Source organism: Kolteria novifilia (assembly GCA_007748055.1).
Classification (GTDB): Bacteria; Planctomycetota; Planctomycetia; order Kolteriales; family Kolteriaceae; genus Kolteria; species Kolteria novifilia.
Genome location: CP036279.1, coordinates 3935531 through 3959729, shown reverse-complemented (window position 1 = coordinate 3959729; position 24199 = coordinate 3935531). Strand labels below are relative to the sequence as shown.

The following is a 24199-nucleotide window of genomic DNA, read 5'->3' as shown; positions in this document are numbered from 1 at the left end:
TCCCGCGAAAGTCTCTCGGGAAATGGCGACGCCCCCGTTGCGGTGGAAGCGGTAGCCGCTATCATCATCAGCATGATGACACCCTCCATCCCCACTCCCTCCCTCGTCCTCGACGCGGTGATCGTCCGACGAAACATCGACGCCATGGCCCGTTACACCGCCGAGCACCAACTAGGGCTGCGACCTCATTCAAAGACACACAAGTCGACGAAACTCGGCCAGATGCAACGCGATGCGGGGGCGATCGGACTGACGGTCGCGAAAGCGGGCGAAGCGGCGATCATGGCGGAGGTCGCCGACGACCTCCTGCTGGCGTATCCGATTGTCGACGAACATCGCGCCCAGCGGATCGCCGAATTGGCCGGGAAGGTGACCGTTCGCGTCGCGCTCGATTCAACGTTGGCGGCCGAGGTCATGGCTCACGCGGCCCAGGCGGTCGGCGGCGAGATCGGGATTCTCGTCGATCGCGATGTCGGCTTCCATCGCACCGGGGTACAGAGTGCCGAGGAGGCGTTGGCGATCGCCCAACTCGTCGAGCGGACCAAGGGCGTTCGGCTCGACGGGATCATGTTTTATCCGGGGCATCTCGCTCGCAAGGAGATGGCCGAGGAGGCCTATGTCGGGGCTCTGCGCGGTGTCGACGCGATTCTAGAAGAGACCGTCGAGGGCTGGAGAAAGAACGGGCTGGAGGCGCGAATCATCTCCGGCGGGACCTCGCCGACCGCCCTCGACTCGCACCTAATTAAGCACCAAACCGAGATCCGCCCGGGGACGTACATCTTCCAAGACATGAACGGCGTGCACGGCGGCTACGCCTCGATCGACGACTGTGCCGCCCGAGTCCACGCGACGGTCGTCAGCACCGCCGTGCCGGGACAGGTCGTGATCGATGCCGGCAGCAAGGTCCTCACCAGTGACCGCTGCGGTCCGGCGCCCGAGAGTGGCCACGGGCTGATCGTCGAGTATCCCGACGCGAAGATCGCCAAACTCAGTGAGGAGCACGGCCAAGTCGACGTTGGCAAGTCTTCCGATGTGCCCAAGGTGGGTGAGCGAGTGACGATCATCCCCAACCACATCTGCCCATGTGTCAACCTCCAGGATGCCATCTGGTGGTGCGACGAGGGGCATCCCCCCGAGCGAGTCCCCGTCGAGGCGCGAGGCATGGTCGTTTGAGCGACCGCCTTCCCACGAATCCTTTCTTTTCGAGGCCCACCCATGGTTCCCATGATCGATGCTCACTTGGACTTGGCTTGGAATTCGATCTACTTCGATCGCGACTTGACGCTCGAGGTCGAGGAGATTCGCCAACGCGAACAGGGGATGGCCGACCATCCGAGTCGCGGGCGAGTCACGACGAGTCTCGCGGCACTTCGACGGGCTGGGATCGGCGTCGCGATCGTGACGTTGCTTGCCCGGGGTGGGCCGAGCTTTCGCCGTGCTTCGGAGGGTTTTCGACGCACCGATCTCGACTACGCGAGCCCCACGAGCGCGTATGCGGTCGCCAAGGGGCAGCTCGCGTACTATCGGTTGCTCGAAGAGCAGGGGCACTTGAGGATCCTTCTCACCGCGAGCGATCTCGAGGAGCATTGGCGGCGGTGGAACGAGAATCCCTCGACGCCGTTGGGCGCGATCATCAGCACCGAGGGAACCGACCCGATCGTGACTCCCGATCAAGCGCAAGCATGGTGGGAGGACGGTCTGCGGGCCGCGGGGCTCGCCCACTATGGGCCGAGCCAACACGCCTTCGGCACCGGCTGTTCGGGGCCACTCACCGAGGCGGGTAGGGCATTGCTCAAGGAGATGGACCTGCTCGGGATGTTGTTCGACGTGACGCATCTTTGCGACGAGAGTTTCTGGGAGGCGCTCGATCTCTTTGGAGGCTCGGTGCTGGCGAGTCATCACAACTGCCGAGCCCTGGTGCCAGGGGACCGTCAGTTGGCGGACGATCAGATCAAGGCGATCGTCCAGCGCGACGGCGTGATCGGGGCACCCTTCGACGCCTGGATGATGTCCCCGGGATGGATCATCGGCGAGACATCACCCGAAGCCGTTTCGATCGAGGCCGCGGTCGATCACCTCGACCACATCTGCCAACTCGCCGGGTCGGCGCGTCACGTGGCGATCGGCAGCGACCTCGACGGCGGGTTCGGAACTGAGCAGACACCTCACGAATTGGACACCATCGCCGATTTGCAACAGCTCGAAGGGATTCTCTCTCGGCGAGGCTACTCGGCCGAGGACATCGCGGCGATCTTTCACGGCAACTGGCTCCGGTTGCTCGGTCGTTCCCTGCCCGCGTGATGGGCCGTCGTCGCGCGGCTTCGATCACGCGCCAAGTGAGTTCGATGGTATTCGTGCTTGACTCCCGGATGGGAGAGATGGATAGTGGGCCATTGAGCTACCCGTCTTATCAAGAGGGACTGTGCTCGGCCTGGTTCCTTCTCGATCGAGAAGAGACGACTTACTAGAACTCAGGAACGCGTGTGATGGTCGGCGGCTTGTCGTCCCACCCTTCTCCCTGACCTTTCCAAGTGGTCTGCCAGCTAGCACTGCTCTTTCGGCTGCCTCGGGATCTTCGAGGACTGTAAGCGAGGCCATCAACAGCACTGACATCGCGCGGGATCTCATCGTTCATCGTCGATGAGGCGGATGTCGCGTTGGCGCATGCTTGATGCGTGGTACTTGAGCCGCCACCTCGAGGACGCGGCGTTATGTCGTGATCCCTGAATAGCCAGCATCTCTCGTCCAGCGAAGCGCGGGGCTGCGCTTCGACGAATTGTTGGGCGTCTTGAAGGGGGAACTCGTCATCATGTTCGTTTGTTTTTCGCGTCGTCGACCGTCGGCGTTCACGCTCGTCGAGTTGTTGGTCGTCATCGCCATCATCGGCGTGCTGGTGGCTCTGCTGTTGCCCGCTGTTCAGCAAGCCCGCGAAGCCGCTCGGCGGATGACGTGCGTGAACAAACTCAAGCAACTCGGCGTCGCGATGCACAACTATCACGACAGCCACAACACGTTTCCCATGGGGCACTCCTACAACACGGGCAGTTCACGTCATTGTTGGACGGAACTGCTCATGCCATTTTTGGACATGCAGTCGGTCCACGATCGGATCAACTTCAGCATTCAGTACAACTCGGGCACCAACCGAACGGTCTTTCTCAATCAAGCCTTTCCCGCGTTCGCCTGTCCGAGCAATCCCTATTCCTCCTCGCTGCGACCGCTCAGTGGCGACTGGGATCGGTGGAACGCGGGGGAATCGATCCAAGGGCTTGGCTATCCGCTTTGCGCGGGAAGCATTCGGCCCGATGGGTCGGGCACACCCGATTGCACTGTCGGCGGGAGCGCGACACGACACTGTATCACGGAAGTCTCATCACACATGTCGTGGCAGAACGCCGCTTCGTATCAGCCCTATTGGAGACAAACGCCAGGGATCGCCAATCGCACTCCGTACGGCGCTCGCTTAGTCGACATCACCGATGGGACCAAGTCCACGTTCATGGCGGGTGAACGCAACGCGGAGAATCTCCGATGGGGCGCCGCGTTCACGGAGAACTTTCCAATCGCGTTCACCGGCCAACGGCTCAACAGTCCGAGTCGGATCGCCAACTCGCCCAGCTCTTATAAAGCCAATGGAGGTTTCTCCAGTCACCATCCCGGTGGCGGCAACTTCGTCATGTGCGACGGGTCGGTCGTCTTCGTCAGCGACTCGATCGACTTCCCGGTTTACACGGCCCTTGGCGACAAGGGCGACGGTCGCTTGACGCCGGGGTTCTGAGCGTCCTGTCAGACGTCCAAGTTCGGGTCGACGGTTATGCAACTCCTTCTCGCTGGCCGGCAATCAGCCAGTGGCACTCGAAAGCCAGGTCTTGACAGTGCGCTAGTTGCCTGATTACCCCAATACCTCTTGGGTGCCATGCCCACGCTGGCCGTGGGCTTGCTGGAAACGCCTCCAATTCAGCACACTCCCGCACGATTGGAGAACGAAGTTTCATGGAACGGACTTGCCAATCGAGACTAACTCGCAAGCAGCCACTTGCTGCCTAGACTCTCGATGGAGCGGGGCGGCCAGGTTCAACCCAAGCAACGATCGCGAGGGAGGATGGAAATGAGTGAGTTCAGGTCGATACGTCGCGCGTTCACCCTGGTGGAACTTCTGGTGGTTATCGCCATCATCGGCATTCTGGTGGCGCTGCTCTTGCCCGCCATTCAGCAAGCGCGGGAAGCCGCCAGGCGGTTGGACTGTTCCAACAGGCTCAAGCAACTTGGAATTGCGCTATTAAACTATGAAGAGGGCCACGGTGTCTTTCCCTACGGAAGCCACACCACTTCCAGACGGGTGCATCCATGGACCGAACTGATCTTGCCGAACCTCGATCAGCAGTCGGTCTACGATCGGATCAACTTCGACCGAGCCTACAATCACGCCTCGAACAAAGCGGTCCTGCTTGATCGACATTTTTCTGCCTATGCGTGTCCCACCAATCCGTTCAGCGACAGCTTGCGACCGATCTCCGGAGATTGGTACTCGGCATCCTGGGCGGCGGGCGATCGAATCCAAGGGCTCTACTACCCGCTTAGCGCCGGCAGCATTCGCCCCGATTTCGCCACGATCGATTGTCCAATCGCCGCCGATGCGACCAATCATTGCATCAGCGAACGGCTGTCACCCGACGAGCGTTCGTGGCGACCGGAACTCCCCGAGTTCTGGCATCGCACACCAGGTATTGCCAATCGCGTCCCTTACAGCGTTTCGGTCAACGCTATCACCGACGGACTGTCGAAAACGTTTCTCGCGGGAGAGCGAAACGCCGAAGAGACATTCCTGGGAGCCGCGTTTGAGCGGAATTTTCCCGTCGCGTACACCGGTCAACGGCTCAACAGTCCCAGTCGCCGCCCGACCGTCCCGACGCAGTGGAACCCCAACGGCGGGTTTTCGAGCAAGCATCCGGGGGGAGCCAACTTTCTCTTTTGCGATGGATCGGTGATCTTTATCAGCGACGCCGTCGCATTTACCGTCTATACCGCGTTTGGAGACAAGGCGGATGGTCGGGTGGTCGCCGGACGCTGATCGTCGAAGGTCGGCCTCGTCAGGACTGGCTCCACGCAGGAGGCTCCGCGAGAAACTCGCTTGGCTCCTTGAACTCGAGGTACCCGTCCATGCCTATGGCGATGCGGAACGACGGAACGTTGGGCCTCCTCGGAGATCAAGCTTCCGAGAAAGGAGTTAGAACATGATCGGACGAATTCGTTGGCGAGTAGCGCTGACATGCTTCGTGGGGCTGTGCGTGGTGCTGGGCTCGGGATGTGGCAGCGGAGGCGACTTGCCCAAGACCGTGAAGGTCACCGGAATGATCACGATCGACGGCAAACCGGTCCCCGTCGGGGTGATCACCTTCTTTCCAGAGCCGGATGTCGAGCCAAATCTCAACGCGGTTGGACACATCCAGCCCGACGGTTCCTACAGCTTGATGACGTTTCAAAACGCCCACGGCGTCGTGCCAGGGCGGTTCAAGGTCTCGATTCAAGCCTGGCAGCGGGAACCCACGATGGAGCAGGAGGGAGTTCCGCTCATTCCCGAGAAGTACTTCACCATCGATTCTTCCGGCCTGAATGCCGAAGTCTCTCCCGACCAATCAAGTCAGACGTTCGACTTCAAGCTCTCCTCGTAGTGGCCTCACGGGTTCCCTCGTTGTCCCAAATGAATCAGTTCGGACGCTAGGTGACGGCCTGGCGTCAGCGGATGCTGGCCACGGGTCATTGGATCCCGAGAATGTCACCAATTGACCTGGTCGCGATTGAGTGGCGAGGTTGGGTGACCACTCGCGTTGGCGATCGACGTCCGGGAGGGGCCATCATCAGCGAGGAGATGACGTGGGGGCTTCTGAAAAGAGGTAACTGGCCCCGACTTGGCCATCATGAACGACAGAAGTGAAGTTGGTAAGCAAGTGCCCGGCGGGTCACAGCGTTTGGGCAGAAAACTTGCAAAAGCGAGGATGACGGGACTCGAACCCGCAACCTCTGGATCGACAGTCCAGTCAGAGGGGGAGGGGGGATCAAATCCCTGGGAGGGTTGGCCGGTCAATCGCGATGCAGCTACGCGTGCGCGCCGTCAGGTTTTTGATAGGGGGGGTATTGTGACGACGGCGGTCGATCTTGGTTTCGAGTGCCAAGCCTGCGACAATGATTCCGTGTTGTTTTTTCACTTCCCGCACACGGAGACGGGCCGATGTCCCGCCCCCGCGAGCAACCTTCGCCTCCCCGAATTGTCCGCCGGACTCTAACGGCGCGACAGCGTCAGATCGTGGAATTCATCCAACGCCACTACCGCGACCAAGGCGTCGCGCCGACCCAACGGGAGATCGCCGACGGCGTGATGCTTCAGCAATCGACCGTTGCCGGCCATCTCGATCGCATCGAAAAGAAGGGCTGGATCTTGCGAGTGCCTGGGTTGGCGCGGATGCTGTTCGTGGCGGAGGATGCAGCCTAGTTCAATAGCAGAGCCGAGCCGCCGCCAGGACCGCGGGAATGGCCACCGAGCAACGACTCGGCTCTGCTTCCCATCTTGCCGCCCATCGGGCTGGTGTCATTGGGGAAATCCCTAACCAACCCCGCCCTTATCCCCGCAAATGACCGAACGACTTCGGCTTGCGCTAGGGTTTTCCCTAGTCGAGATCACGACTCGCTTCGATTAGAATTCGTTTCACCACGGGGCGTTCCGCCCGCCCGATTGGGACTGGCTTTGGCATGACATGAAGTGAGACCCTTCCGACGTGACTGATCGAATTCCCATCACCTGTCCGGAATGTGGCCATCAGGGAAGGGCGATTCCGGGCAAACGAGTCCGGTGTCCATCGTGCCGACTTCTCTTCGATGCTCCTGCGGACTTCGAAACTGTGGAAGAGGAGAGCGATCAGGAACCAATCGATGTCGACAAGATGCTGATGTTTGTCGCGGCCGTCTCCGATGCAATGGGTGGTCGACCAAAACGTCCTGAGATGGAGAGCTGTCTCGGCGGCGTGGTCTTGCTGGTTGTCTTCACGCTTCTCCTGGCTCTCCTGGGCGTCATCACGTACTGGATCGAGTCATAGTCATGTTCGAGAGTCGCGCGATTGAGAGTCAAACGCGACCGGCTTCGATTCAGATCAAACGCGGACTGTCCTGGCTTGCGTGGAGGGAAACTCATGCCTTGGGAAGTTGTCGAGGGACTTGGACAGGTTGATACGGAGTCCCCGCTGTGGCGATACATGGACTTCGCGAAGTTCGTCGATCTGGTTCTCAATCAACACCTATTCTTTCCGACGCTGAAGACTCTTGCCAAAGTCGATCCGTACGAAGGGGCTTTCACGAAAGAAGAGGTCAAAATCGCCCTCGCGATGGAGCTATCTCCCGACGACCTCAAGCAGACAAGCGACTCTGCGAAGACGGCTGCCGGTGTGAGTTGCTGGTATCTCGGCAGTGATGAGTCAGAGGCGATGTGGAGACGCTACTCGGGATCGGTGGGGGTTGCGATCGAGACGACTGTGGGCCGCTTGATCACTTCGCTCGAGGATTCAAAGTATCGCTTGAATGGAGGACGCGTCAACTACTGTGACTTTGCCACCCACAACAAACCGTTTTTCGACCGAGGGGAGCTCGATTGGATTCTCCGCAAACGAAAGAGTTACGAGCACGAGAAAGAGTATCGCGTGATCGCCTGGCCGGATTGTCATTCGGACGATACCTGTCGCAAAGATGTCGATTCGTCGGCGAGTGACTTCAGCACTCAGATCCATGGAGAAGAAAGTTCCCAAATCAACGGCGAGGGACTGTCGGTCGAGTGCGATGTATCAAAGCTGATTAGGCGAGTCGTTGTTGGCCCGAGAACGTTTGATCCTCTCAAGAGCTTGTGTGAGTCAATCATGAAAAGCAAGGGGCTTGTCGTGTCCGTTAAACGCTCGAAGATGGTCGAACCTCCACATGAGTTGTCGCCGGAGGACTACAAATGGGTCGAAGACATGAAAAAGAGTCGTGCCGACTAGCGGCTCATGGGCGCGGGGACACGAGTCCGAATGCTTCGCATTGCCCCGACGAAGTAGGTGGCGTCACTCGTCCGCTTCCCACTGCTCACACCGATCGCAGCCGATGGGCTGGACTGCCCATAGCTGCTTGCCTTCGATGGTTCTCACCGTGGCTTGTGTCGTCGCCGGCTCGGCGTAGGTGCACTGGTGCCAGTGCTTTCGCGGGCAGTTGCAGGTCGGTTCCTCAACGCGTCTTCCGAGATGGAAGCATTTTCCCTTGGCGGGTGCGTCGCTGAGCCCCTGGAGGTCGCCGTAGTGATGGTCGGTGCCTTCCAGGGATCCAGTCGCGAGCAGCGCGAGGATGGGGGTATCACGGTTCGAGGTCGGCGGCTTGCCATCCTTCCAGTGCTCAACGCACTGGTTGCAGGTGGCGTTGGTTCGCGACATCGGGAGAAGTTCGAGCCCCGGTAGTAGGTCGCACGCGAGAAGGTTCTTGGGTCGCGGCGATCGCCGCGGGCACTTACGGGAACGTGAATTCGACATCAAAGCTTGCGCCCCCTGTCCCGCCGCCGCATTCCGTTTCGGGCGGAAACCCACAATGTTCTACACACTCGACCTGGTAGGGATCCCCGTCCGGCGGGCTGATCGTGATCCTACGTCCAATGGTTACGGCGAACTGGAACCGCTCTCCCCGGAAGGTTCCCGAGGGCATAATGAGGTCCGGGCATTCGCCAGACGTCTCGGCGATGGTTTCGCCGTTGTTGGTGTAGGTGAAGAAGATCTTCCCTTGAACCGCATTACACAGGGGCTTCACCCCTGGAATAAGGAGCTTCCTCTCCTCGGCGGGAACACCGAAGTTCGGGTAGGACCCGCCACCACACTTGGGGTTATCGAGCGCGTACCAGCCCCCGGAGAACTTCACCATGTTCGCGTTGGCCCCGTAGATCGGGGTGCCGGATTCATAGAGTTGGACGCGGAGGGGCCAGGTGTAGGGGCCATCTTCCGGGAAGCACAGTCGCTCCTCGGTGGGGATACCTCCGCAGTCGACGAAGCCGTCTCCCCAGGTCGTCATGACTATCGTGCCGGGCAACTCGATGTCGACACCGCAACAACTGTACGTTGGCGGTTCGAAGTCGCAACAACAGGGTCCAGGTCCAACGCCAGCCATTAGCCCGTCACGTCCTCGCAGCGAACGACAAGTAGATGCCACTGGTTCACCGCATCGATCCAGTCGGCGGTGATCGTCTTTCCGGAAGCGATCGACTGTCCCGCGCTGAGCGCCTTATCGACGACGGTGATTTCCGGATCACCGGCGATGCCGACGACGGTTGCCGCAGCGGTCGAGTTGTAGGTGAGCGTCTCGGTGAGCGTGGCGCGAACCGAGTGGTGACCGGGTCCGCTCGCTTGCCACTTGTCGGCGGCACCGTCGTGCCAGGCGAGGATGTGTTCGCCGGGAAAGAAGTAGCCCTTGAGGTAGTCGACGTGGATCTCTTTCTCTTCGACGGGGTCACGGTCGACATAGTTGGCGCCGTCGAACTCGAGCCAGGAAGCTTGTCCCGATTGATCACCGAGCGGATCGATGAGTTCGAAGTGGTTGTATTGCCAGGGGACGTTTTTTCGCCGGCGACCGGACTTGCGGTCGAGGTCCTGATAGAGGGCCTCGAGGCGGCGGACGGCGGCAACGATCCGCTGGACTCCTTCTTCATCGAACCCGTAGACGTCGTTCATGTCGCGTTCTCGCGAAGCTTGACGCGGACGAGGAGCCCCTGGGCCTGGGTGCCGGAACTTCCGGCGGCGGTGACGGCGATCCGGAGCGAGTCATTGTCGGCGAGGGACGCGGACGAGATCGTTCCGCCGACGACCTCACGGGCGGCGACGGCGCTGTCGATCGCGAGGGGTGCCGAAAGAACGGTGGCGAACGGGGTCGATTGGTTGCCGGCCTCGACGTCGATCGACAGGTTGTAGTCGTCGGTCGGCGCGGTGGTGACGACGGCTTCGACGGCGACGATCGTGGCGTCCGCCGAGCAGAGATGAACGAGGCGGGTTTCGCTGGCGACGTCGCTTCCGTCGGCTTGGGTGAGCTGAAGGTTCAGTTCGTGGACCAGCTTGGTGGCGTCGATTTTGGTCGTATCGCTGACGTCGTCATTCGTGATCGAGTTGGTGGGCGCGTCGAACGTCGTGCAGGAGAGTTTTCCGACGACGTGCAGGTCGCCTTGGTGGGTGGATGCGACAGCCATGGCGGAAGTCTCCGTTAGAGGTTGTTGAGGTTAAGGACGGCGAAGGCGCGGCTCCGATAGATGCGGAACTCGCCAACGACTGGTGGGTCTTCGGCGGGCAGTTTGTTGCCGTTGCCGTCTAGGAACTCCGGTTCGGTGATCGGGATGCCGTCGGTGTCCTTGATTTGCTTGGGTTTGCCGTCCTTGAGTTCGTAGGTCCCCTGGTCTTCAAGTCGCAGAGGCCAGCCGTCGTGTTTGAAGTGGAACTCGTAGGTCACGACCCAATAGGTCAGCTCTCCTTCGGTCGCACGGCGGCCGGCGATCTTGGCGCACTTGGCCACACCAGGGGCGGCTCCAAAGAAGTAGTCGCTGTTGACGCTGTCGGAGAACTCGACGGGGAGCGACGCGGAGTAGGAGGCCTCGTTGCGGACGATGCGAAGCGTCGGTCGCGATTGGTCCCGTTGGGGAGCGGGGTCGTAGGGTTGACCAGCGGACGATCGGATCGGGATCCCATCCTCGTCGACCCGAACGTCCTCGCGGAATTGAGCCATGTCCCACGAGATGTCGGCGGGTCGCTCGAGGGGATTGTCTTGCTCGTCGCCTGTCGCGGTTGCGAACTGAATGGTGACGCGCCAAAGTTCGGTGGTCGCCTCGTCTCCATGAGGCTGGGCGAGCCGCGTTTTGCAGATCGCGGCGGGGTCGGGGGCGAAGAGGTCGCCGCGTTTGGGGAGCGCTTCCGCAGATAGGATGACTGGTTCTTGGTCGTCGGGATTGTCGGACTCGACGAGATAGACGCGCGTGTACTCGCGTTCGCCCTGCTCGCCTTCGCGGCCGCGTCGTTCGGCTCGTTGTTCATTGACCGCGATCACTGCCATCAGAACTTCGCCACCTTCATCCGTTGCTGACGTTGACTCTCCTCGTCGAGCTTCCTGTTGGTCTGCTCGATCTGCTCAGCGGTTTTGCGGGTGTTCTTCTCGGTCCGCTCCTCGACGGTGTTCCTTCCAAACTGTCGTTGGAACTGCATGGTCAGCGAACGAGCGCTTCCGGACTCGAGGTAGGAGAGTGGTCCCGCCGGGCGATCGGTATTGGAGCGGGCCTTCGCGGCCGCCTTGGCGGCTTCCTCCTGGGTGAGCATCCCTTGTTGGCGAAGCTTGTCGATGCGCTGGAGCTCTTCGGCGAGCCGATCGGCGGGCGTCTGCAGGGACCTCTTGATTTGCTCGGCCTGCTTCTCGAGATCCTTCATCGTTTCGAGTCCGAGTTGTCCCTTCATGGCCTCTTCTGCGTCGTTCATCGCCTTGGTGAACTGGTCGAGCGTGATCAGGCCGGCGGTGAGGGCCTGCTCGAGCATGGCGCTTTGCTGGGCGAACTCCTCTTGCGGCGTCGTGAGGGCGTCCTGGATCCCCTCGGCGAAGCGTTGGAGCTCGGCCTGTTGATCCGCGGCTTCCTTGAGTCGGTCGAGTTCGGCGCCGAGCTGGCGGACGCGGGCGATGTCCTCGGGATCCGCGCCGAGGGCCTTGGCGTCGAAAATGCGGCGATCGAGGTCGGATTGGCCGAAGGTTGCGAGGTCTCGCTCGAGCTGCTTGGTAAAGGCCTTGAGGGATCCGCGCGAGCTGTCGAGCTGGTCCTGCATCTGGGCGAGGCGTCGGTTGTAGGTCTCTTGGGAGACGCGCCCGCTGATGAGGAGGAAGTCGAGGACATCGAGCTCTTGGTTGAATTTCTCGAGGGGCGTGCGGGTGGAGTCGTAGAGCTGACGGGCTCGGTCGATCGCCTCGAGCTGGTCCTCGCGGAGTGGTTGCTTGACCTCGAGCGGAGCGGCGACGGCGTTTTTGGCGAGGTCCGCCGCTTCCTTGTTGGCCTCCTTGGCGGAGTCGGTGACGGCGCCGTAGGCCTTGCTGACGCCCCAGACGGCCGCGACGGCGACGCCGGCGGCGGCGGCGAGGACGGCCCAACCGGCGGGTCCGGAGAGAGCCCAAAAGATGGCCTGGGTGATCGCGGCCTTTTTGAAGCCGAGGGCGAGGAAGAGAAGAGCCTTGTGCAAGAGCCAGGCGCCGGCGGCCGATTGGCTGAGGACGCTGGCGATCTTGAGCGCGACGAAGGCGACGACCGCCCGGGTCACGAGAAAGAGGACGACGGTCTTGAGGGCGACGAGCGCGGCGACGAAGGCGGTCACCGCGACGATGGCGACGGTGACGGCGATGTGGTTTTTGAGGACCCACTTGGTCAGGTTCGCCATGGCGACGACGAGGGGAGTGAGCACGGAGAGGAGTTGCGCGGCGACTCGGGCGAGGGTCTGGACGACGATGAGGAAGTCGCCCTTGGTGTCCTTGATGAAGGCGATGATCGCCTCTTGGACGCCCTTCAAGTTGAACTCGGTGACGAGGGCCGTGCCTATGTCGCGCAGGACCCCCTTGACCTTGTCGCGTAGTGTCGAGTAGAGCCCCGCGAGGGTCTTCGATTGAGCGGCGGTCATACCGGCGAACATGCCGCCCTCAGCCGTGAGGGAGCGGAATGCCTCCTCTAGGTTGGCGAAGCTTACCTGTCCCCGTTCGACAAACTTGCGAACCTCCGATTCCGCGATGCCGAACTGTTTCGCGACCTCCGCAATGATCGGGACGCCCCGTGCGGAGAGTTCATTCACATCATCCATCATCAAGCGACCGGCGTTCTTTGCCTTTGCGTACACCAAGGCAAGTTCTCCGATCGGTTGGTTCGTCCCCGCAGCGATGTCGCCGATTCTTCGCAGCGTGTCGGGGATTCTCTCCGCTTCCATTCGGAAACCTAACAGCGTGTTGGCCGCGCCGCGGATGTCGCCGAACTCGAAGGGTGTACTCTCGCTGAAGGTCTGCAAGTCCCTGATCAGCTTGCGAGCTCGTTCCCCTGACTGGGTCATCGTCGTGAACGCGACTTCGGCGGTCTCGGCGTCGGCGGCGAGCTTGAGTCCGAAGCCGAGTGAGCCGGCGCCCCCAATTCCGAGGATTGCGGCGGAGAACTGGGCGACGCGAGTTGTCAGGGTGGCGATCTTGTCGCGCGTGCTGACGACGGCGTCGCCGAAACCGAGGACCTGGTCGCGCGCACCGGTGACTTGTCGCTGGAACTTTTGAGCTCGAGCGATGAAGCCGAGGGCGAGCGTGGCGAAGTCGTCGGCCATTGCCTAGTCCTTCTTGTCCGGCTTGCCGAGAGCCGAACACAGGTAGGCCCAAATTTGCTTGGGGTTGGTCATCCAGTTGCGGCGCCGCTTCGTCTTGGGCATGAAGTCTTCGGGCTTGTAGGTTTTGCCCTTCTTGGACTTCCAGAGGTTGCACATGACCGAGGCGAGCAGCCCGGTTCGGTAGTCGGCTTTCTCCTCGCCCCAAGGTTCCAGGTTCCAGTAGGCGGTCCACTCGGTGAGCTCGGCCGAATCGAGGGAACGCAAGAGCTGGCGGCGCGTCATCCCGAGGTGGGCCGCCAGCCGGAACTGGAAGAGACGCTCGGGGCGGTCGGTTAGTTTTTTTCCAGTGACTTGACGGCGTCGCCGTTGATCTTGTTGAGTTTCTGGGCGGCGTCGAAGACACGCTGGAGGGCCGCTCCGGACTTCTTGCCGAGAGCGGCGACGTCGGCGCGGCTGAAGAGTAGCTGCCCTTTCTCATCGCAGATGGTCAGGGAGCAGAGGCGGGCGCGCATCTCGCGCACGTCGACCTTGAGGTTGTTGGCGTTGGTGCCGCTCGCTTTGGCGACAAGTGCCTGGTCGAACTCGTCGCGTTCCTCGCCGCTCATCATGCGGACGAAGACCTGTCCGCCCCATTCGGGGACGTCGACCGACTCGCGTGCGAGGTCTTCGGCGCCTAGGATCTGGTCGCGAGTGAGCGTTGGCATTGTGAGTTTCCTTGAGCTTGGGTTTTGGGATGAACGAGGGGCACTTCGTTGCCGGGACGGGGTCAGGCTTCCGGCGTGCCGGCGTTGATGGTCGGTTCGCCGGAACATTTCCAGGTGATGGTCGCCGTCATGCGGTCGTCGATCGGTTCCTCGGGAGAGAAGCCGGTGACGTGGGCATCGGTCGAGATGGAGCCGCCGGCCGACTCGCCTTCGAAGGCGGGGAAGTTGACGGTGAGCGTCTTGTTGGCGTCACCAACGGAGGGCTGCTCGCCGAGTTTGAGGTTGACCTCGCAGGTGATCTCACCGCCGTCCTTGAGTCCCGGCTTGAAGGTTCGCCAGCGGTTGGCCGACGTCGAGTGCGTCGTCTCGACGGAGTCGGCCTGCTGGTCGGGTCCGGAGACGCTCAGGACGTTGTAGGTGTTCTCGTCGTACGTGATGGTGATGCCGTGGCCGATCTCGGCCTCTAGTCCAATGTCAGCCATGTGGCGAACCTTTCCGGTGAAGGGTCATGAGTCCTGATACCAGACATCCCAATCGGAATGCCGTTCGTGGGTGCCGCGTCCTTGCGAGCGTTCCGGTGGCGTGTGCTCGTCGCGGTTGGAGCGACGGAAGACACCACCGAAGAAGACGTCGGCGACCGTTCCTCGGAAGCCGTGAAGGGCGTCCTTGAGGGCCTTGGCGAGTTCTTCGGCCTCGCCATAGCTGCCTGCGACGCATCGCGTCTCGAGCGACATCCGCGTCAGCTTGTCGTTCGGCTGCGCCCCCAGGTCCTCGTCCTCGACTTCGTAGACGACGTAGGGCCGGGGCGCGCCTTCGGGGGCCTCGCTCGGGTAGATCCGCGTGCCGACCAAGCCGCTCACCGTGGCGTCGGCGATGAGTTTCGCTCGCAGAGCCTTGGTCGCGCTCATCGGCGGGCGAGCCTCACGACTTCGCGGGCGAGCAGGTCGACCAACGTCTTGAGGAACAAGTCGCCGGCAACGCGAACGGCCGCTTGAAAGAAGGGGTTGGCCTCGATCCGTCCCGTCGAGGCGCCGCTTCGTTTGGTCCTTTCCTTCGTTCCGCCGGCGACGGCGTTGGCGTAGGCAGTGCCCGCGCGGATCGCGATCGCGGCGAGCTCGCCGCTCTTCTTCTTGAGTCGCCGCCGTTTGATCGACCGGGCGAGGTCGCCGTCGTCCTCGGGGGCTTGGCGTCGGGCCTCGTCGCGGATGACGATCGCGCTTTGCCAGATCGCCTCAATGACGATCTGTTCGAAGGGGCGGCCGGCGATTCGATCGAACGTCCGCTTGGCCTGGCGCAAGCCGGACAGCGTCAGGTCGAACACTACAGCTCCTCCGTGGCCAGGATGAGCGAGCGTCTCCCGATGTTGGTGGGGTCGAACGCCGACTCGATCTCGAAGGTCCTCGAGCCGATGCGGACGCGATCGGCGGTCTTGAGTCCGGGGAGGTGGCGGCATTCGATCCGGTGCGTCGCCTTCGACTTGGTTTGGCTGGCGAGCCAATACTCGTTGCCCGCGATCGCGGTGAGCTTGGCGCGCCGATCGGCGAGGAACTCCCATGTGGTGACCGGCTCGCCGTAGTCGTCCAGCGTCTCCGTCTTGCGTTCGAAGGTCGCCTTGTGGCGTAGCTCGCCGGCCTTGACGTTCTTGCTCAATGCACGTTTCCCTCATTGCGGTGGCGTCCTAGGGCAGAACGAAACGGTGACGCCAGAGGAGACGGGCGGCGCCGTAGGGGACTTCGGTCTGTTTGGCGTCGCTGGTCGCTTCGCGCTGTTCGTAGTTTGACGCGGCGACCAAGAGCAACGCGTTCTTGATGCCGTCGGGGACGGCCGCGGCCGAGGCGTAGCCGGCGTCCCACGTGAGGGTGACCGCGTCGGGCCTTGGTTGGGCAACCGGCCAGCAGACTCCCGGCACCGGGACGACGATCGCCGGCTCGCGATCGGTGAGGACGATCAAGTCGTCCACGTCGAACGACTGCAACGTGCCCGACTGGTCGAACCAGTCGAGCGACAGGAGCTCCCGCGCGGGGGGCCGGGGGAGTTCGATCGGGGCGGTCGCCGAATACCAGCCTTCTTCCACGGGGAAACTCTTTAGCGTCAGCTTGAGCGTTTGGGGCATGACCGCGCGTCGGGTGAACCCCTCGACCCAATCGCGGGCGGCGCCGAGATAGATCGCGAGTAGATCGTCCTCGTCGGTGTCGTCAATCGGGATCCGACAATGCTTGCGCAAGTCGTCGATCCAGACCGGCTCGTCTGTCGGCGGTGTCACGACGCTGACGCTCATGGTTCCTCACTGTTTGGAAGCGGAAGAAATTCACCACAGAGGTCGCGGAGAGCACGGAGGAGGAAATCGTGCTCTGTGTCCTCTGCGTCCTCTGTGGTTCGCTTCTTCTTCCCGGGCCTAGGTGGCTTTCGCGGCCGCCTTCTTCGTTCGCTTGGTTCGGGTGCGCTTCGCGCGTGCCTTCTGGACTAGGTGAACGTGGGGATGGTTGAGTCGTGGATCGTCGGGATCGACGGGAGTCTCCGCTTGGGGCTCGGAGTCCTCGTCGGAGACCGGCGGGGAATCCGCGGGCTTTTGTTTGGACGGGAAGGGCTCGGGTTCGACCTCGGCGACGCCGCGCGCAAGCCAGTGGCGGGCGGCGCCGGGGGTGAGGTCGTAGAGGCAGCCCGCCTTGAAGGTCCGGCCCTTGCCGGCGGCGGTCTGGACCGTGCGGGTTGCGGTGAATCGAATCTTCATGAGCCCTCCGGGCTAGAGAGTTGCGGGTGGAGAGGAGAGAGGAGAACTCGTTCGGGTCGACTCTCTCCTTTCTCGGCGCTAGCCGCCGACGACTTCGACGACGGAGGTCAGGTGGTCGGCGAATCCGTAGCGCGGGTAGAAGGCCTGGAGCAAGCCGGCGACGACGGTGTCATCGCCGGCGACGCTGATCTTGAGCCGCGCGTGGGTGAAGCCGTCGTTGAAGGAGAGGTCCTCGGGGCGGACGTTGATCATCGCCTGGCCGGTGAGGCTGTCCTCGGTGAGCTGGGTGATCGCGAGGGTCGTGATCTCCTCGGCGTCGGTCCCCTGATCGTCCTTGGCTTGCTCGATGACGGCGTCGAGCGTCGCGGACGCGGGCAGGACGGAGACGAAGACGGTGGCGAGGGCGCCGAAGAATTGGCCCATGTCGAGCCACGCGGTGGTGACGTCGTCGGGGGCGGTGACGGTCTGGGGCGTGATCACGCCGACGAGGGCGGTTTGATTCGACGGCTTGATGTTCGGGTTCGCGATGGTCATCGTGTTGTCCTTGGTGGCTGCGGGGGAGATTAACCACAGAGGTCGCAGAGAGCACGGAGGGAAATCGAATGTCCGGTCTTCGCTCTGAGTTCTCCGTGTCCTCTGTGGTTCCTTTTCCTTTGGTCTCTCGATCGTTGGCCTCGGCTAGCTGCTAGCCGCCGCCGGCGCGTTCCTCGAGGACGACGAAGTGGCTCTTGGTGGCGGTGCCGTGGGCGGGCGCGACGGGAGCCGAGAGGAAGGGCTGGCCGCCCATGCGGAAGGTCCAGCGGAAGGCGGTCACGCCGCGATCGAAGTAGAGGTGGATGGAACTAGCGGCCTGGACGGTGCGCTTCGTGGCTGCGTAGTAGCCCATCGGGTCGATGAGTTGCAGGTCGCCCTTGTCGCCGAGCGTCTTGGCATGCTGGGAGAACTGAATCGGGATGCCGAGGAGGAAGCCACCCGGGGCGCCGGCGAAACCGTTGGGGGGCGTCCAGATCGGCGTGTCGCCGACGGTCATGACCATGAGTTGGGGAAGGATGTCCGAGTTGGCGAGCCAGACGGGCTTTGAACCGTCGGTCACGAGAAGTCTCGAGAACATCTTGACGACGTTGGTCGCGTTGATCGTGTCGGCCTCTTGCTCGGCCTCCTGGGCGACGGTGACGAGGGCCGCGGAGTCGTAGTAGCCGAGGGGCTTGCCGACGCCGTCGCCGTAGGCAATCGCGTCGGAGCTCTTCCAACGAATCGCCCGTCCGGCGTGGTTGGTGAGACGGTTGGAAAGTCTCGGCGCGTCCTCGAGGAGTTCATCGGAGGCCTCGACGAAGACATACATCTCGTTGAGCTTGACGGTGCGGTTGTCGGCCGACGTCTTGGTCGCGGTCATTTGCTGGGCTTCGGATCGCCAGTACGCCTTGACTCCGGAGGCGCCCCAGGGGGTGGTCTCGTCGGCGAGCATCTCGACGGAGTTGGCCTGAGTCGGTTCGGGACTGACCATGTTGAGCAGGTCGTTGCCGCTGTAGACGATCTCCCAAATCTCTTGGCGCATCTGGGGAGGGATGAGGTAGCCGTCGCTCGACTCGGAATGAAAGTTGGTGGGATCGGCGGCGTAGGGCTGGGTGAGTCGCTGGTCGACGGTGGCGCCGGGTAGGCAGGACTGATAGACCGCCATGCCGAAGTCGCCGGCGTCGGCGAACGGTCCCCATCCCTCGCGTTCGTGATCGCGGGCGGTACCGGGGACGCGGCCGGTGGATCCGCGCGGGGGGTCGCTGGCGGGATTGGTGGGGTCGGTTTGGCGGCCGGGGGAGGAGTCGAGGTGTTGGCGCTGCTGGGCGATGCGTTCAAGGCGGTCGGCGTTGCCCTTGACCTTCGTGAACTCGTCGTCGAGCGCGTCGATTTGCTTGGTTTCGTCGTCGGAGAGGTCGCGGTTTTCGGCCTTGGCCTTGTCGACGATCGCCTGGGACTCGGTGTTGATCTCTTGGAGGCGGGCGAGCAGTTGTTCGAGTGTCACGGTCGGGCTCCGGTCTGGATCGCGGGGTGGCATCAGGAACCGGAGCCAAGTCTCATGGGCGACCGAGGGCGGGCCTCGGTCTTGTCCCGTGGTGGGGAAAGGAGAGGCCGAATCTCGGCGCAGGGCATCCGGCAACGCGGGCCGCGAAGGTTGTGCGGTCGTGAGTACCGATCACCGTGCCCAAGACTCGGCATGGGGTAGGCGTCGCTTATTCGCTCAAACGGATGACGGCTCGGCGTCAGCGCCTGGGCGAACGATGTGCATGAGGGGAGGCTAGCAAACGCTCACGGAATTTTGCAGCACTAGCGGGGGATGGATTTTGGGAACGAGTTCAGGAGAACGGGAGGAGATTTACCACAGAGGTCACGGAGAGCGCAGAGTAGGGACAAATGGGGAGATCCTGTCGCGGTCGCGGATCTCGACGACCTCGTCGCGATGCCAGTAGCGGCCGGGTCGGGACGGGATGCCGCTGATTCAAGTTGGCGTATTCACGATGCGTCTCTCTTTGCTCTGTGGTCTCTGCGTCCTCTGTGGTTCATTTCGTCTCAGGTGCGAGCGCGACGTTTTGGGGGCGTTCGGCGGGCGGAGACCTTGGCGAGCCAAGGCTTCATGAGGGCGGTGAGCTGGTTTTGGGCGGCTCGTTCGGCGTCGAGGGCGGGATGGGCGACGGGGTTGTGTTTGGCGTCGCGGACCATGAGGCCGTCGCGATCGAGAGCCTTGCGCGCCTCGCGAGCGGTGAGGATCTGGGTCGCGATCGCCTCGAGGATGACGTCGGGGGTCTCCGCCTTGAGGGTCGGCTTGACCTCGGCGACGATCTTTTTGAGCTCGGCGTTCATCCGATCTTCCCGGTGGTGGGTGGCTTGAGCCCCTCGATCTCGCGGGCGGTGATGCGTCCGGGGAGCTCGACGTTCTCCATGGCGAAGAGGGTCGGGACGTCGGTCCCGAAGTCGCCGGGCGCGTGCTCCTTGTAGATCGTATCGACAACGTCGACAAGAAACCCGCACAGGGCCGGGTCGTCGGAGATTTCGAGGTTCTCGAGCCGGGGGTTCTCGTTGAGGTTCATCGACGTACCAAGTCAACCGAGGCGTTGCTTCATGAGGGTGACTTGAGCGCGGGCGCGTCGACTTGGGGGTGAAGCCGAGCCCGCGGCGGGAGCTCGGCGCCCGGGGCTCTGGGGACGTAGGTCGGCGAGGACGTCGTCCATCGACTTGATGCCGTCGATGAGGCCGTTGGCGATCGCTTGGAGGGCGAAGAACTCGCGGCCGTCGGCGAGGGCGCGAACTTCTTTCTCGGTCATTCCACGCCCGCGCACGATCGCGGCGACGAAGTCGTCGAAGAACCCATCGACCAACGACTGGAAATGGGCGCGTTGCTCGTCGGTGACTTTCGTGCCCATCGCTCCGGCGGTCTTGAAGGGACCGGTGTTGGGGTGAATGACTTCGATCCCATCCGCCTCGAACATCTTCGAGAAGTCGTAGAGGGGCAGCCAGGTGCCGATCGAGCCGATCCAGTCCATGCGGCCGGAATAGATCTCGTGGGCTTGGGCGGCGACGTAATAAGCGGCCGAAGCGCAGACGCCGTCGACGTGGGCGATGACTCTCTTCGAGTCGCGGGCGGCGAAGAGGGTGTCGCCGAGCTCGGCGAGTCCAGCCACGGAACCGCCGGGGGAATCGACGTCGAGGAGGATCGACTCGATCGCGTCGTCGGCGACGGCGGCCTCGACGGCCAGGCGGGTCGCGACGTTCGACGAGACACCCCGGTAGCGGGCGTACTCGAGTCCCTTGAGCATGACGCCGCGAACCGGGAGGATCGCGACGGTCCCCGAGACGGTGAGGGGAAGGGCGTCGCGCTCGGCGTCGGCGGCGGGGCCGGCGGTTGGTTTCTCCTTTCTCATCTCCTGTCGGAGCGCTTCGAGGCAAGGCTGGAGGCGAAGGGGGTTGATGGCCCACAGGGGATCGAGGGGAAGCATGGCGGTGTCCTTTCGTTGGTGTCAGGCAATGGCCTGACCTACGGGGTCTTGTTAGGCGGCGATGGGGAGGTCCTCGTCGTCGGAGGGTGGGTCGAGGCCCGCCTTGCGGCCGGTGAGGAGGGCTTGTTGGCGGAGCTCGGCGGCGATCGCGGTCGGCCGCTGCGACCACTGCTCGAGGAGCGCGTCGACGGTCCCTTGGCCGAAGGCGTCGGCGACGTCCGATCGCAGATGATCGAGGTGACGATCGGTGAGGGTTTCGGCAATGAGGTTCCAACGGCGCTCGTCGTCGTCGCCGGCGACGAGGACGCCCATCGATTCGAGCGGCGCGGTGAAGGCGTCGACCACCGTCTCGCGATGGTCCTGGACGAACTTGTCGAGCCAGGCCGAAAAATCGTCCGGCTTGCCCGAGTACTTCGACGCGGCGCGGCGGACGGCGTTGGTCTCCTTGGCGGCGAGTCGTTCGCCGGCGGCTTGGAGGATGGGGCCGAGGGCCGCGGCGGCGCGCGTCGGGGTGAGCTTGCCCGACTGACGGGATCGCTCGTGGTCGGTCGCTCCGGAGTTTCCACCGAGCTCGCCACGCGCGGCTTGCTCGAGCGTGGTCATGTTGAGTGGGACGAGTCGCAGGTCGCCACCGGGAACGGGGTTCATGTCCTCGAGGCGTCGGACTTCGTTGACGCTGAGCACGCCGATCTGCATGAGGATCTGGTAGTAGGCGGCGCGGGCGGCCGAGTCGCCGCGCAAAAGCGAGCGCAGGTCGACCTTGGTGTAGTGGTCCCCTTGCTCGCGCTCGTTGAAGAGCTTCGCATCCGCCTCTTGTTCGAAGTTGATCGCAACCGGGAGCATGGCGTCGGTCACGAACTCGATCGCCTGTTGCTCGATGTTCGAGAAGGTGGCGCGTTCGAGGTCGCCGATCTTGTGGGCGGGGACACGGTAGAAGCCGGCGATCTCGGAGCGCTGAAACTTGCGGGTCTCGAGAAATTGCGCGTCCTTGGCGGGGATGGTCGTCGCCTGGTACTTCATCCCTTCTTCGGTGACGAGCGCCTTCCAAACCTTGCTGTGGCCGGAACGGTACTCGTCGAGACCTTTCTTAAATCGCTCCTGGGCTTCCTCGGACATTTCTCCGGGGTGTTCGAAGATCGCGCCCGGGTTGGCGCCGTTGCCGAAGAACTCGCTGGCGAACTGCTGGCAGGCGAGCCCGAGGGAGATGGACTCGCGGGCGACTTGGATCGGTGAGTAGCCGACGAGCCCATCCGGAGACATCCCCTTGACGTGAAAGACATCCTCGGGGTTGAGCTGGGCGGGGGGACGGTTGGGGTTGGCGACCTTGTAGATGATGCGGCCCTCGTTGTTGACCTCGACGGTGACGCGGTGGGGTTCGAGCGGCCAGAGGGCGATCGGGTCGCCGCGGCGGTTGCGGACGATCTCGGCGTAGGCGTTGCCCCAGGTGTTGAGGTGGAGCGCCATCGTCAGCTTGAAGGTGTAGGCGGTCATGCGCGGGTTCGGCCGTCGCAAGAGTTTGGCGACGGGGTGTCCCTTGCGGCGATTGCGGATGTCGTCGTCGGTTTCCTGGTAGACGTGCCAGGAGAGCGCGGCGAAGGTCTCGGCGAGGACTTTGACGCAGGTCCAGACGGTCATGTAGGTCAGCGCGATGTCTTCGTTGACGTAGACGCCGGCCTTGGGGCGTCCGGCGACGATCGGGGGGCGGGCGTCGTTGGCGGTCGAAGGCTCCGAGAGCCGCGCGAGGCCGAAGACTTTGAGTAGGGAGTCGATCATAGGACGAGGGGCCCTCGCTTGTCGTAGATGGACTTCTTGTCGACATCGAGCATCGCCATGGCGAGCGCCATGATCAGCGCTACGATGCCGTCGATCTTCTCCGTCGACTTGGCCTTGTCGGGCATCAGGTTCCCGGCGGGGTCGGTCTTGACCGCGACGTTGCTCGCCATCCAGCGAAGGATGGCGTTGTTTCCATGACGGAGCTTTTGGCGGCGAACGAGCGTGTCGAGCAGTTTCGTCGGTTCGTTGAAGGAGATCGTGCCTTGCCGGAATTCCTTGAGCTCGAGGCCATCCTCCTCGACGAGCTGTGTCGCGAGATGGGTGGCGTTGTGGCGGTCATAGGCGATCTTCTCGATCACGAACTCATCGGCGAGGGCGTTGATGTCGCGGCGGAGGGCGCGGTAGTCGATCGACTCTCCCTCGGTGAGGGTGAGCAGTCCTTGCCGTGCCCAGACGTCGTAGGGGACCTTGTCGCGGCGGACGCGTTCGCGCATGTTCTCGGCGGGGATCCAGAAGTGGGGGAGGATGTCGTAGCCGTGCTCCATGTCGCCGAAGACGAGGACGAAGGCCGCGACGTCGATCGTACTGGCGAGATCAAGACCGCCGTGGCAACGCTCGCCGCGTAGAAAGCGGCGTTCGACTGAATCGCCGCACGCGTCCCACTTGATCATTTGCAGAAAGCGGGTGACTTGCTCGACCCATTGATTTAGGCGGTAACGGCGGAACGCGTTCTCCTGAGTCGGCGAGTCTTGGGCCTCTTGGCACTCGGCCGCGAACGCGTCGACGTCGATCGTCAGTCCGAGGGAGGGATTCGCTTTGAACCAGGTCTGTCGCCTGGTCCAATCGTCCTTGCGATCAGCCGAGTAGACCTGGCCGAAGAAGGTAGTGTCGAGGACGGCGCCGTCGATGACTTTCCGGGCGTACTCATGCCGATCGTAGCAGATCGAGTGGCGGTCGACGCCAGCGGTCGTGATGGAAACGAGCAGCGGCTGCTTGCGGGCGGCGCCCGCGTAGCGAAGGGTGTCCCAGAGGTCGCGAGTCTGTTGCGCGTGGAGTTCGTCGAAGATGATGGCGTGGGCGTTGATGCCCTCCTTGGTCGGGACGTCGGCCGAGAGAGCGGCGTAGAAGGAGTCGGTCGCGTGGTGAATCATGCGAGCCTTCGACTGGATGAACTCGAGACGCTTGGCGATGAGTGGGGATTTCTTCGCCATGTTCATCGCTTCGCGGAAGACGATCATCGCCTGGTTCTTGTCGTTGGCGCAGGAGTAGACCTCGGCACCGGGCTCGCCGTCGGCGAGCAGTAGGTAGAGCGCGATTCCGGCGGCGAGCGTGCTTTTGCCGTTCTTCTTGGGGACTTCGAGGTAGACCTGGCGAAAGCGACGATAGCCGTTCGGTCGCTTCCAACCGAAGACGGGGATGAGCAAGTCGTCGCGTTGCCAGTCCAGCGGCTCGAACGGCTCGCCCGCGAAACTCCCCTTGGTGTGCCGGAGGAACTGAGAGAGAAACTCGCAGACGTGGCGTCCGGCGCCTTCGTCGACGTAGCATCCGTCCAGAAGCGCAGCCTCGTCGGCGGGCGTCCGGATCCACCGGTGCCAACCCTCACGCTGGGCTTTCTTCTTCAAACTGGCTAACTTTGACATC

Annotated in this window: 29 protein-coding genes; 8 read left to right on the top strand and 21 right to left on the bottom strand. The window is 62.8% G+C overall.

Annotated elements, in window-relative coordinates:
* Nucleotides 1-72: 72 nt before the first annotated feature.
* The 8 genes from Pan216_RS14545 (at nucleotide 73) to Pan216_RS14510 (ending at nucleotide 8021) form a co-directional block, all read left to right on the top strand.
* Entirely contained in the window at nucleotides 73-1173 is a 1101-nt protein-coding gene (locus Pan216_RS14545) for an alanine racemase (protein WP_145258762.1), read from the top strand.
* Nucleotides 1174-1215: 42 nt separating this feature from the next.
* Nucleotides 1216-2301 (top strand): dipeptidase, encoded by a 1086-nt coding sequence (locus Pan216_RS14540; RefSeq protein ID WP_145258760.1) that lies wholly within the window; start codon nucleotides 1216-1218, stop codon nucleotides 2299-2301.
* 508 nt (nucleotides 2302-2809) lie between these two features.
* The gene (locus Pan216_RS14535) at nucleotides 2810-3778 is read left to right on the top strand and encodes a DUF1559 domain-containing protein (RefSeq protein ID WP_145258758.1); all 969 of its coding nucleotides are present in this window, start codon (nucleotides 2810-2812) and stop codon (nucleotides 3776-3778) included.
* A gap of 330 nt (nucleotides 3779-4108) precedes the next feature.
* On the top strand, nucleotides 4109-5071 hold the full coding sequence (locus Pan216_RS14530) for a DUF1559 domain-containing protein (RefSeq protein WP_419192523.1): 963 nt from the start codon (nucleotides 4109-4111) through the stop codon (nucleotides 5069-5071).
* 163 nt (nucleotides 5072-5234) lie between these two features.
* Nucleotides 5235-5672, top strand: coding sequence for a hypothetical protein (locus tag Pan216_RS14525; RefSeq protein WP_145258754.1), 438 nt, complete (start codon nucleotides 5235-5237; stop codon nucleotides 5670-5672).
* A gap of 557 nt (nucleotides 5673-6229) precedes the next feature.
* Complete coding sequence (locus Pan216_RS14520) at nucleotides 6230-6490, top strand: LexA family protein (protein ID WP_145258752.1); 261 nt, start codon at nucleotides 6230-6232, stop codon at nucleotides 6488-6490.
* 283 nt (nucleotides 6491-6773) lie between these two features.
* Entirely contained in the window at nucleotides 6774-7091 is a 318-nt protein-coding gene (locus Pan216_RS14515) for a hypothetical protein (protein WP_145258751.1), read from the top strand.
* Nucleotides 7092-7184: 93 nt separating this feature from the next.
* Nucleotides 7185-8021, top strand: a complete 837-nt coding sequence (locus tag Pan216_RS14510; RefSeq protein WP_145258749.1) for a DUF2971 domain-containing protein — start codon at nucleotides 7185-7187, stop codon at nucleotides 8019-8021.
* 63 nt (nucleotides 8022-8084) lie between these two features.
* Here Pan216_RS14510 and Pan216_RS14505 read toward each other — a convergent pair whose 3' ends face one another.
* From Pan216_RS14505 to Pan216_RS14405, 21 genes are all read right to left on the bottom strand, one after another.
* Nucleotides 8085-8447, bottom strand: a complete 363-nt coding sequence (locus tag Pan216_RS14505; protein ID WP_145258747.1) for a hypothetical protein — start codon at nucleotides 8445-8447, stop codon at nucleotides 8085-8087.
* A 73-nt stretch (nucleotides 8448-8520) separates the two neighbouring features.
* Nucleotides 8521-9072, bottom strand: coding sequence for a hypothetical protein (locus Pan216_RS14500; RefSeq protein WP_145258745.1), 552 nt, complete (start codon nucleotides 9070-9072; stop codon nucleotides 8521-8523).
* A 95-nt stretch (nucleotides 9073-9167) separates the two neighbouring features.
* On the bottom strand, nucleotides 9168-9728 hold the full coding sequence (locus Pan216_RS14495) for a hypothetical protein (protein WP_145258743.1): 561 nt from the start codon (nucleotides 9726-9728) through the stop codon (nucleotides 9168-9170).
* Nucleotides 9725-10237, bottom strand: coding sequence for a hypothetical protein (locus tag Pan216_RS14490; RefSeq protein WP_145258742.1), 513 nt, complete (start codon nucleotides 10235-10237; stop codon nucleotides 9725-9727). Before Pan216_RS14490 ends, Pan216_RS14495 begins: the two co-directional genes overlap by 4 nt.
* Nucleotides 10238-10251: 14 nt before the next feature.
* Nucleotides 10252-11091 (bottom strand): hypothetical protein, encoded by an 840-nt coding sequence (locus Pan216_RS14485; protein ID WP_145258740.1) that lies wholly within the window; start codon nucleotides 11089-11091, stop codon nucleotides 10252-10254.
* Complete coding sequence (locus tag Pan216_RS14480; protein WP_145258738.1) at nucleotides 11091-13364, bottom strand: tape measure protein; 2274 nt, start codon at nucleotides 13362-13364, stop codon at nucleotides 11091-11093. The genes Pan216_RS14485 and Pan216_RS14480 overlap by 1 nt, the downstream gene beginning before the upstream one ends.
* 3 nt (nucleotides 13365-13367) lie before the next feature.
* Complete coding sequence (locus tag Pan216_RS14475; protein ID WP_145258736.1) at nucleotides 13368-13646, bottom strand: phage tail assembly protein T; 279 nt, start codon at nucleotides 13644-13646, stop codon at nucleotides 13368-13370.
* A 50-nt stretch (nucleotides 13647-13696) separates the two neighbouring features.
* Nucleotides 13697-14068: a phage tail assembly chaperone gene (locus Pan216_RS14470; RefSeq protein WP_145258734.1), complete on the bottom strand. Its 372-nt coding sequence runs from the start codon at nucleotides 14066-14068 to the stop codon at nucleotides 13697-13699.
* 62 nt (nucleotides 14069-14130) lie between these two features.
* On the bottom strand, nucleotides 14131-14550 hold the full coding sequence (locus tag Pan216_RS14465) for a phage tail tube protein (RefSeq protein WP_145258732.1): 420 nt from the start codon (nucleotides 14548-14550) through the stop codon (nucleotides 14131-14133).
* Between the two features lie 24 nt (nucleotides 14551-14574).
* Nucleotides 14575-14976, bottom strand: coding sequence for a DUF3168 domain-containing protein (locus Pan216_RS14460; protein WP_145258730.1), 402 nt, complete (start codon nucleotides 14974-14976; stop codon nucleotides 14575-14577).
* On the bottom strand, nucleotides 14973-15389 hold the full coding sequence (locus Pan216_RS14455) for an HK97 gp10 family phage protein (protein WP_145258728.1): 417 nt from the start codon (nucleotides 15387-15389) through the stop codon (nucleotides 14973-14975). Before Pan216_RS14455 ends, Pan216_RS14460 begins: the two co-directional genes overlap by 4 nt.
* Nucleotides 15389-15718, bottom strand: coding sequence for a phage head closure protein (locus tag Pan216_RS14450; RefSeq protein WP_145258726.1), 330 nt, complete (start codon nucleotides 15716-15718; stop codon nucleotides 15389-15391). The genes Pan216_RS14455 and Pan216_RS14450 overlap by 1 nt, the downstream gene beginning before the upstream one ends.
* 28 nt (nucleotides 15719-15746) lie before the next feature.
* The gene (locus tag Pan216_RS14445) at nucleotides 15747-16346 is read right to left on the bottom strand and encodes a head-tail connector protein (RefSeq protein ID WP_145258724.1); all 600 of its coding nucleotides are present in this window, start codon (nucleotides 16344-16346) and stop codon (nucleotides 15747-15749) included.
* Between the two features lie 117 nt (nucleotides 16347-16463).
* On the bottom strand, nucleotides 16464-16799 hold the full coding sequence (locus Pan216_RS14440; protein WP_145258722.1) for a hypothetical protein: 336 nt from the start codon (nucleotides 16797-16799) through the stop codon (nucleotides 16464-16466).
* A gap of 78 nt (nucleotides 16800-16877) precedes the next feature.
* The gene (locus Pan216_RS14435; RefSeq protein ID WP_145258720.1) at nucleotides 16878-17333 is read right to left on the bottom strand and encodes a hypothetical protein; all 456 of its coding nucleotides are present in this window, start codon (nucleotides 17331-17333) and stop codon (nucleotides 16878-16880) included.
* Nucleotides 17334-17484: 151 nt separating this feature from the next.
* Nucleotides 17485-18816 carry a phage major capsid protein gene (locus tag Pan216_RS14430; RefSeq protein WP_419192522.1) on the bottom strand — a complete coding sequence of 444 codons (1332 nt, stop codon included), beginning with the start codon at nucleotides 18814-18816 and terminating at the stop codon, nucleotides 17485-17487.
* A gap of 545 nt (nucleotides 18817-19361) precedes the next feature.
* Entirely contained in the window at nucleotides 19362-19652 is a 291-nt protein-coding gene (locus Pan216_RS14425; RefSeq protein ID WP_145258716.1) for a hypothetical protein, read from the bottom strand.
* Nucleotides 19649-19879: a hypothetical protein gene (locus Pan216_RS14420; RefSeq protein WP_145258714.1), complete on the bottom strand. Its 231-nt coding sequence runs from the start codon at nucleotides 19877-19879 to the stop codon at nucleotides 19649-19651. The genes Pan216_RS14425 and Pan216_RS14420 overlap by 4 nt, the downstream gene beginning before the upstream one ends.
* A 12-nt stretch (nucleotides 19880-19891) precedes the next feature.
* Nucleotides 19892-20785: a S49 family peptidase gene (locus tag Pan216_RS14415; protein WP_145258712.1), complete on the bottom strand. Its 894-nt coding sequence runs from the start codon at nucleotides 20783-20785 to the stop codon at nucleotides 19892-19894.
* Between the two features lie 51 nt (nucleotides 20786-20836).
* Nucleotides 20837-22558: a phage portal protein gene (locus tag Pan216_RS14410; RefSeq protein ID WP_145258710.1), complete on the bottom strand. Its 1722-nt coding sequence runs from the start codon at nucleotides 22556-22558 to the stop codon at nucleotides 20837-20839.
* Nucleotides 22555-24198 (bottom strand): terminase large subunit, encoded by a 1644-nt coding sequence (locus Pan216_RS14405; RefSeq protein ID WP_145258708.1) that lies wholly within the window; start codon nucleotides 24196-24198, stop codon nucleotides 22555-22557. The genes Pan216_RS14410 and Pan216_RS14405 overlap by 4 nt, the downstream gene beginning before the upstream one ends.
* Between the last annotated feature and the right edge of the window lies 1 nt (nucleotide 24199).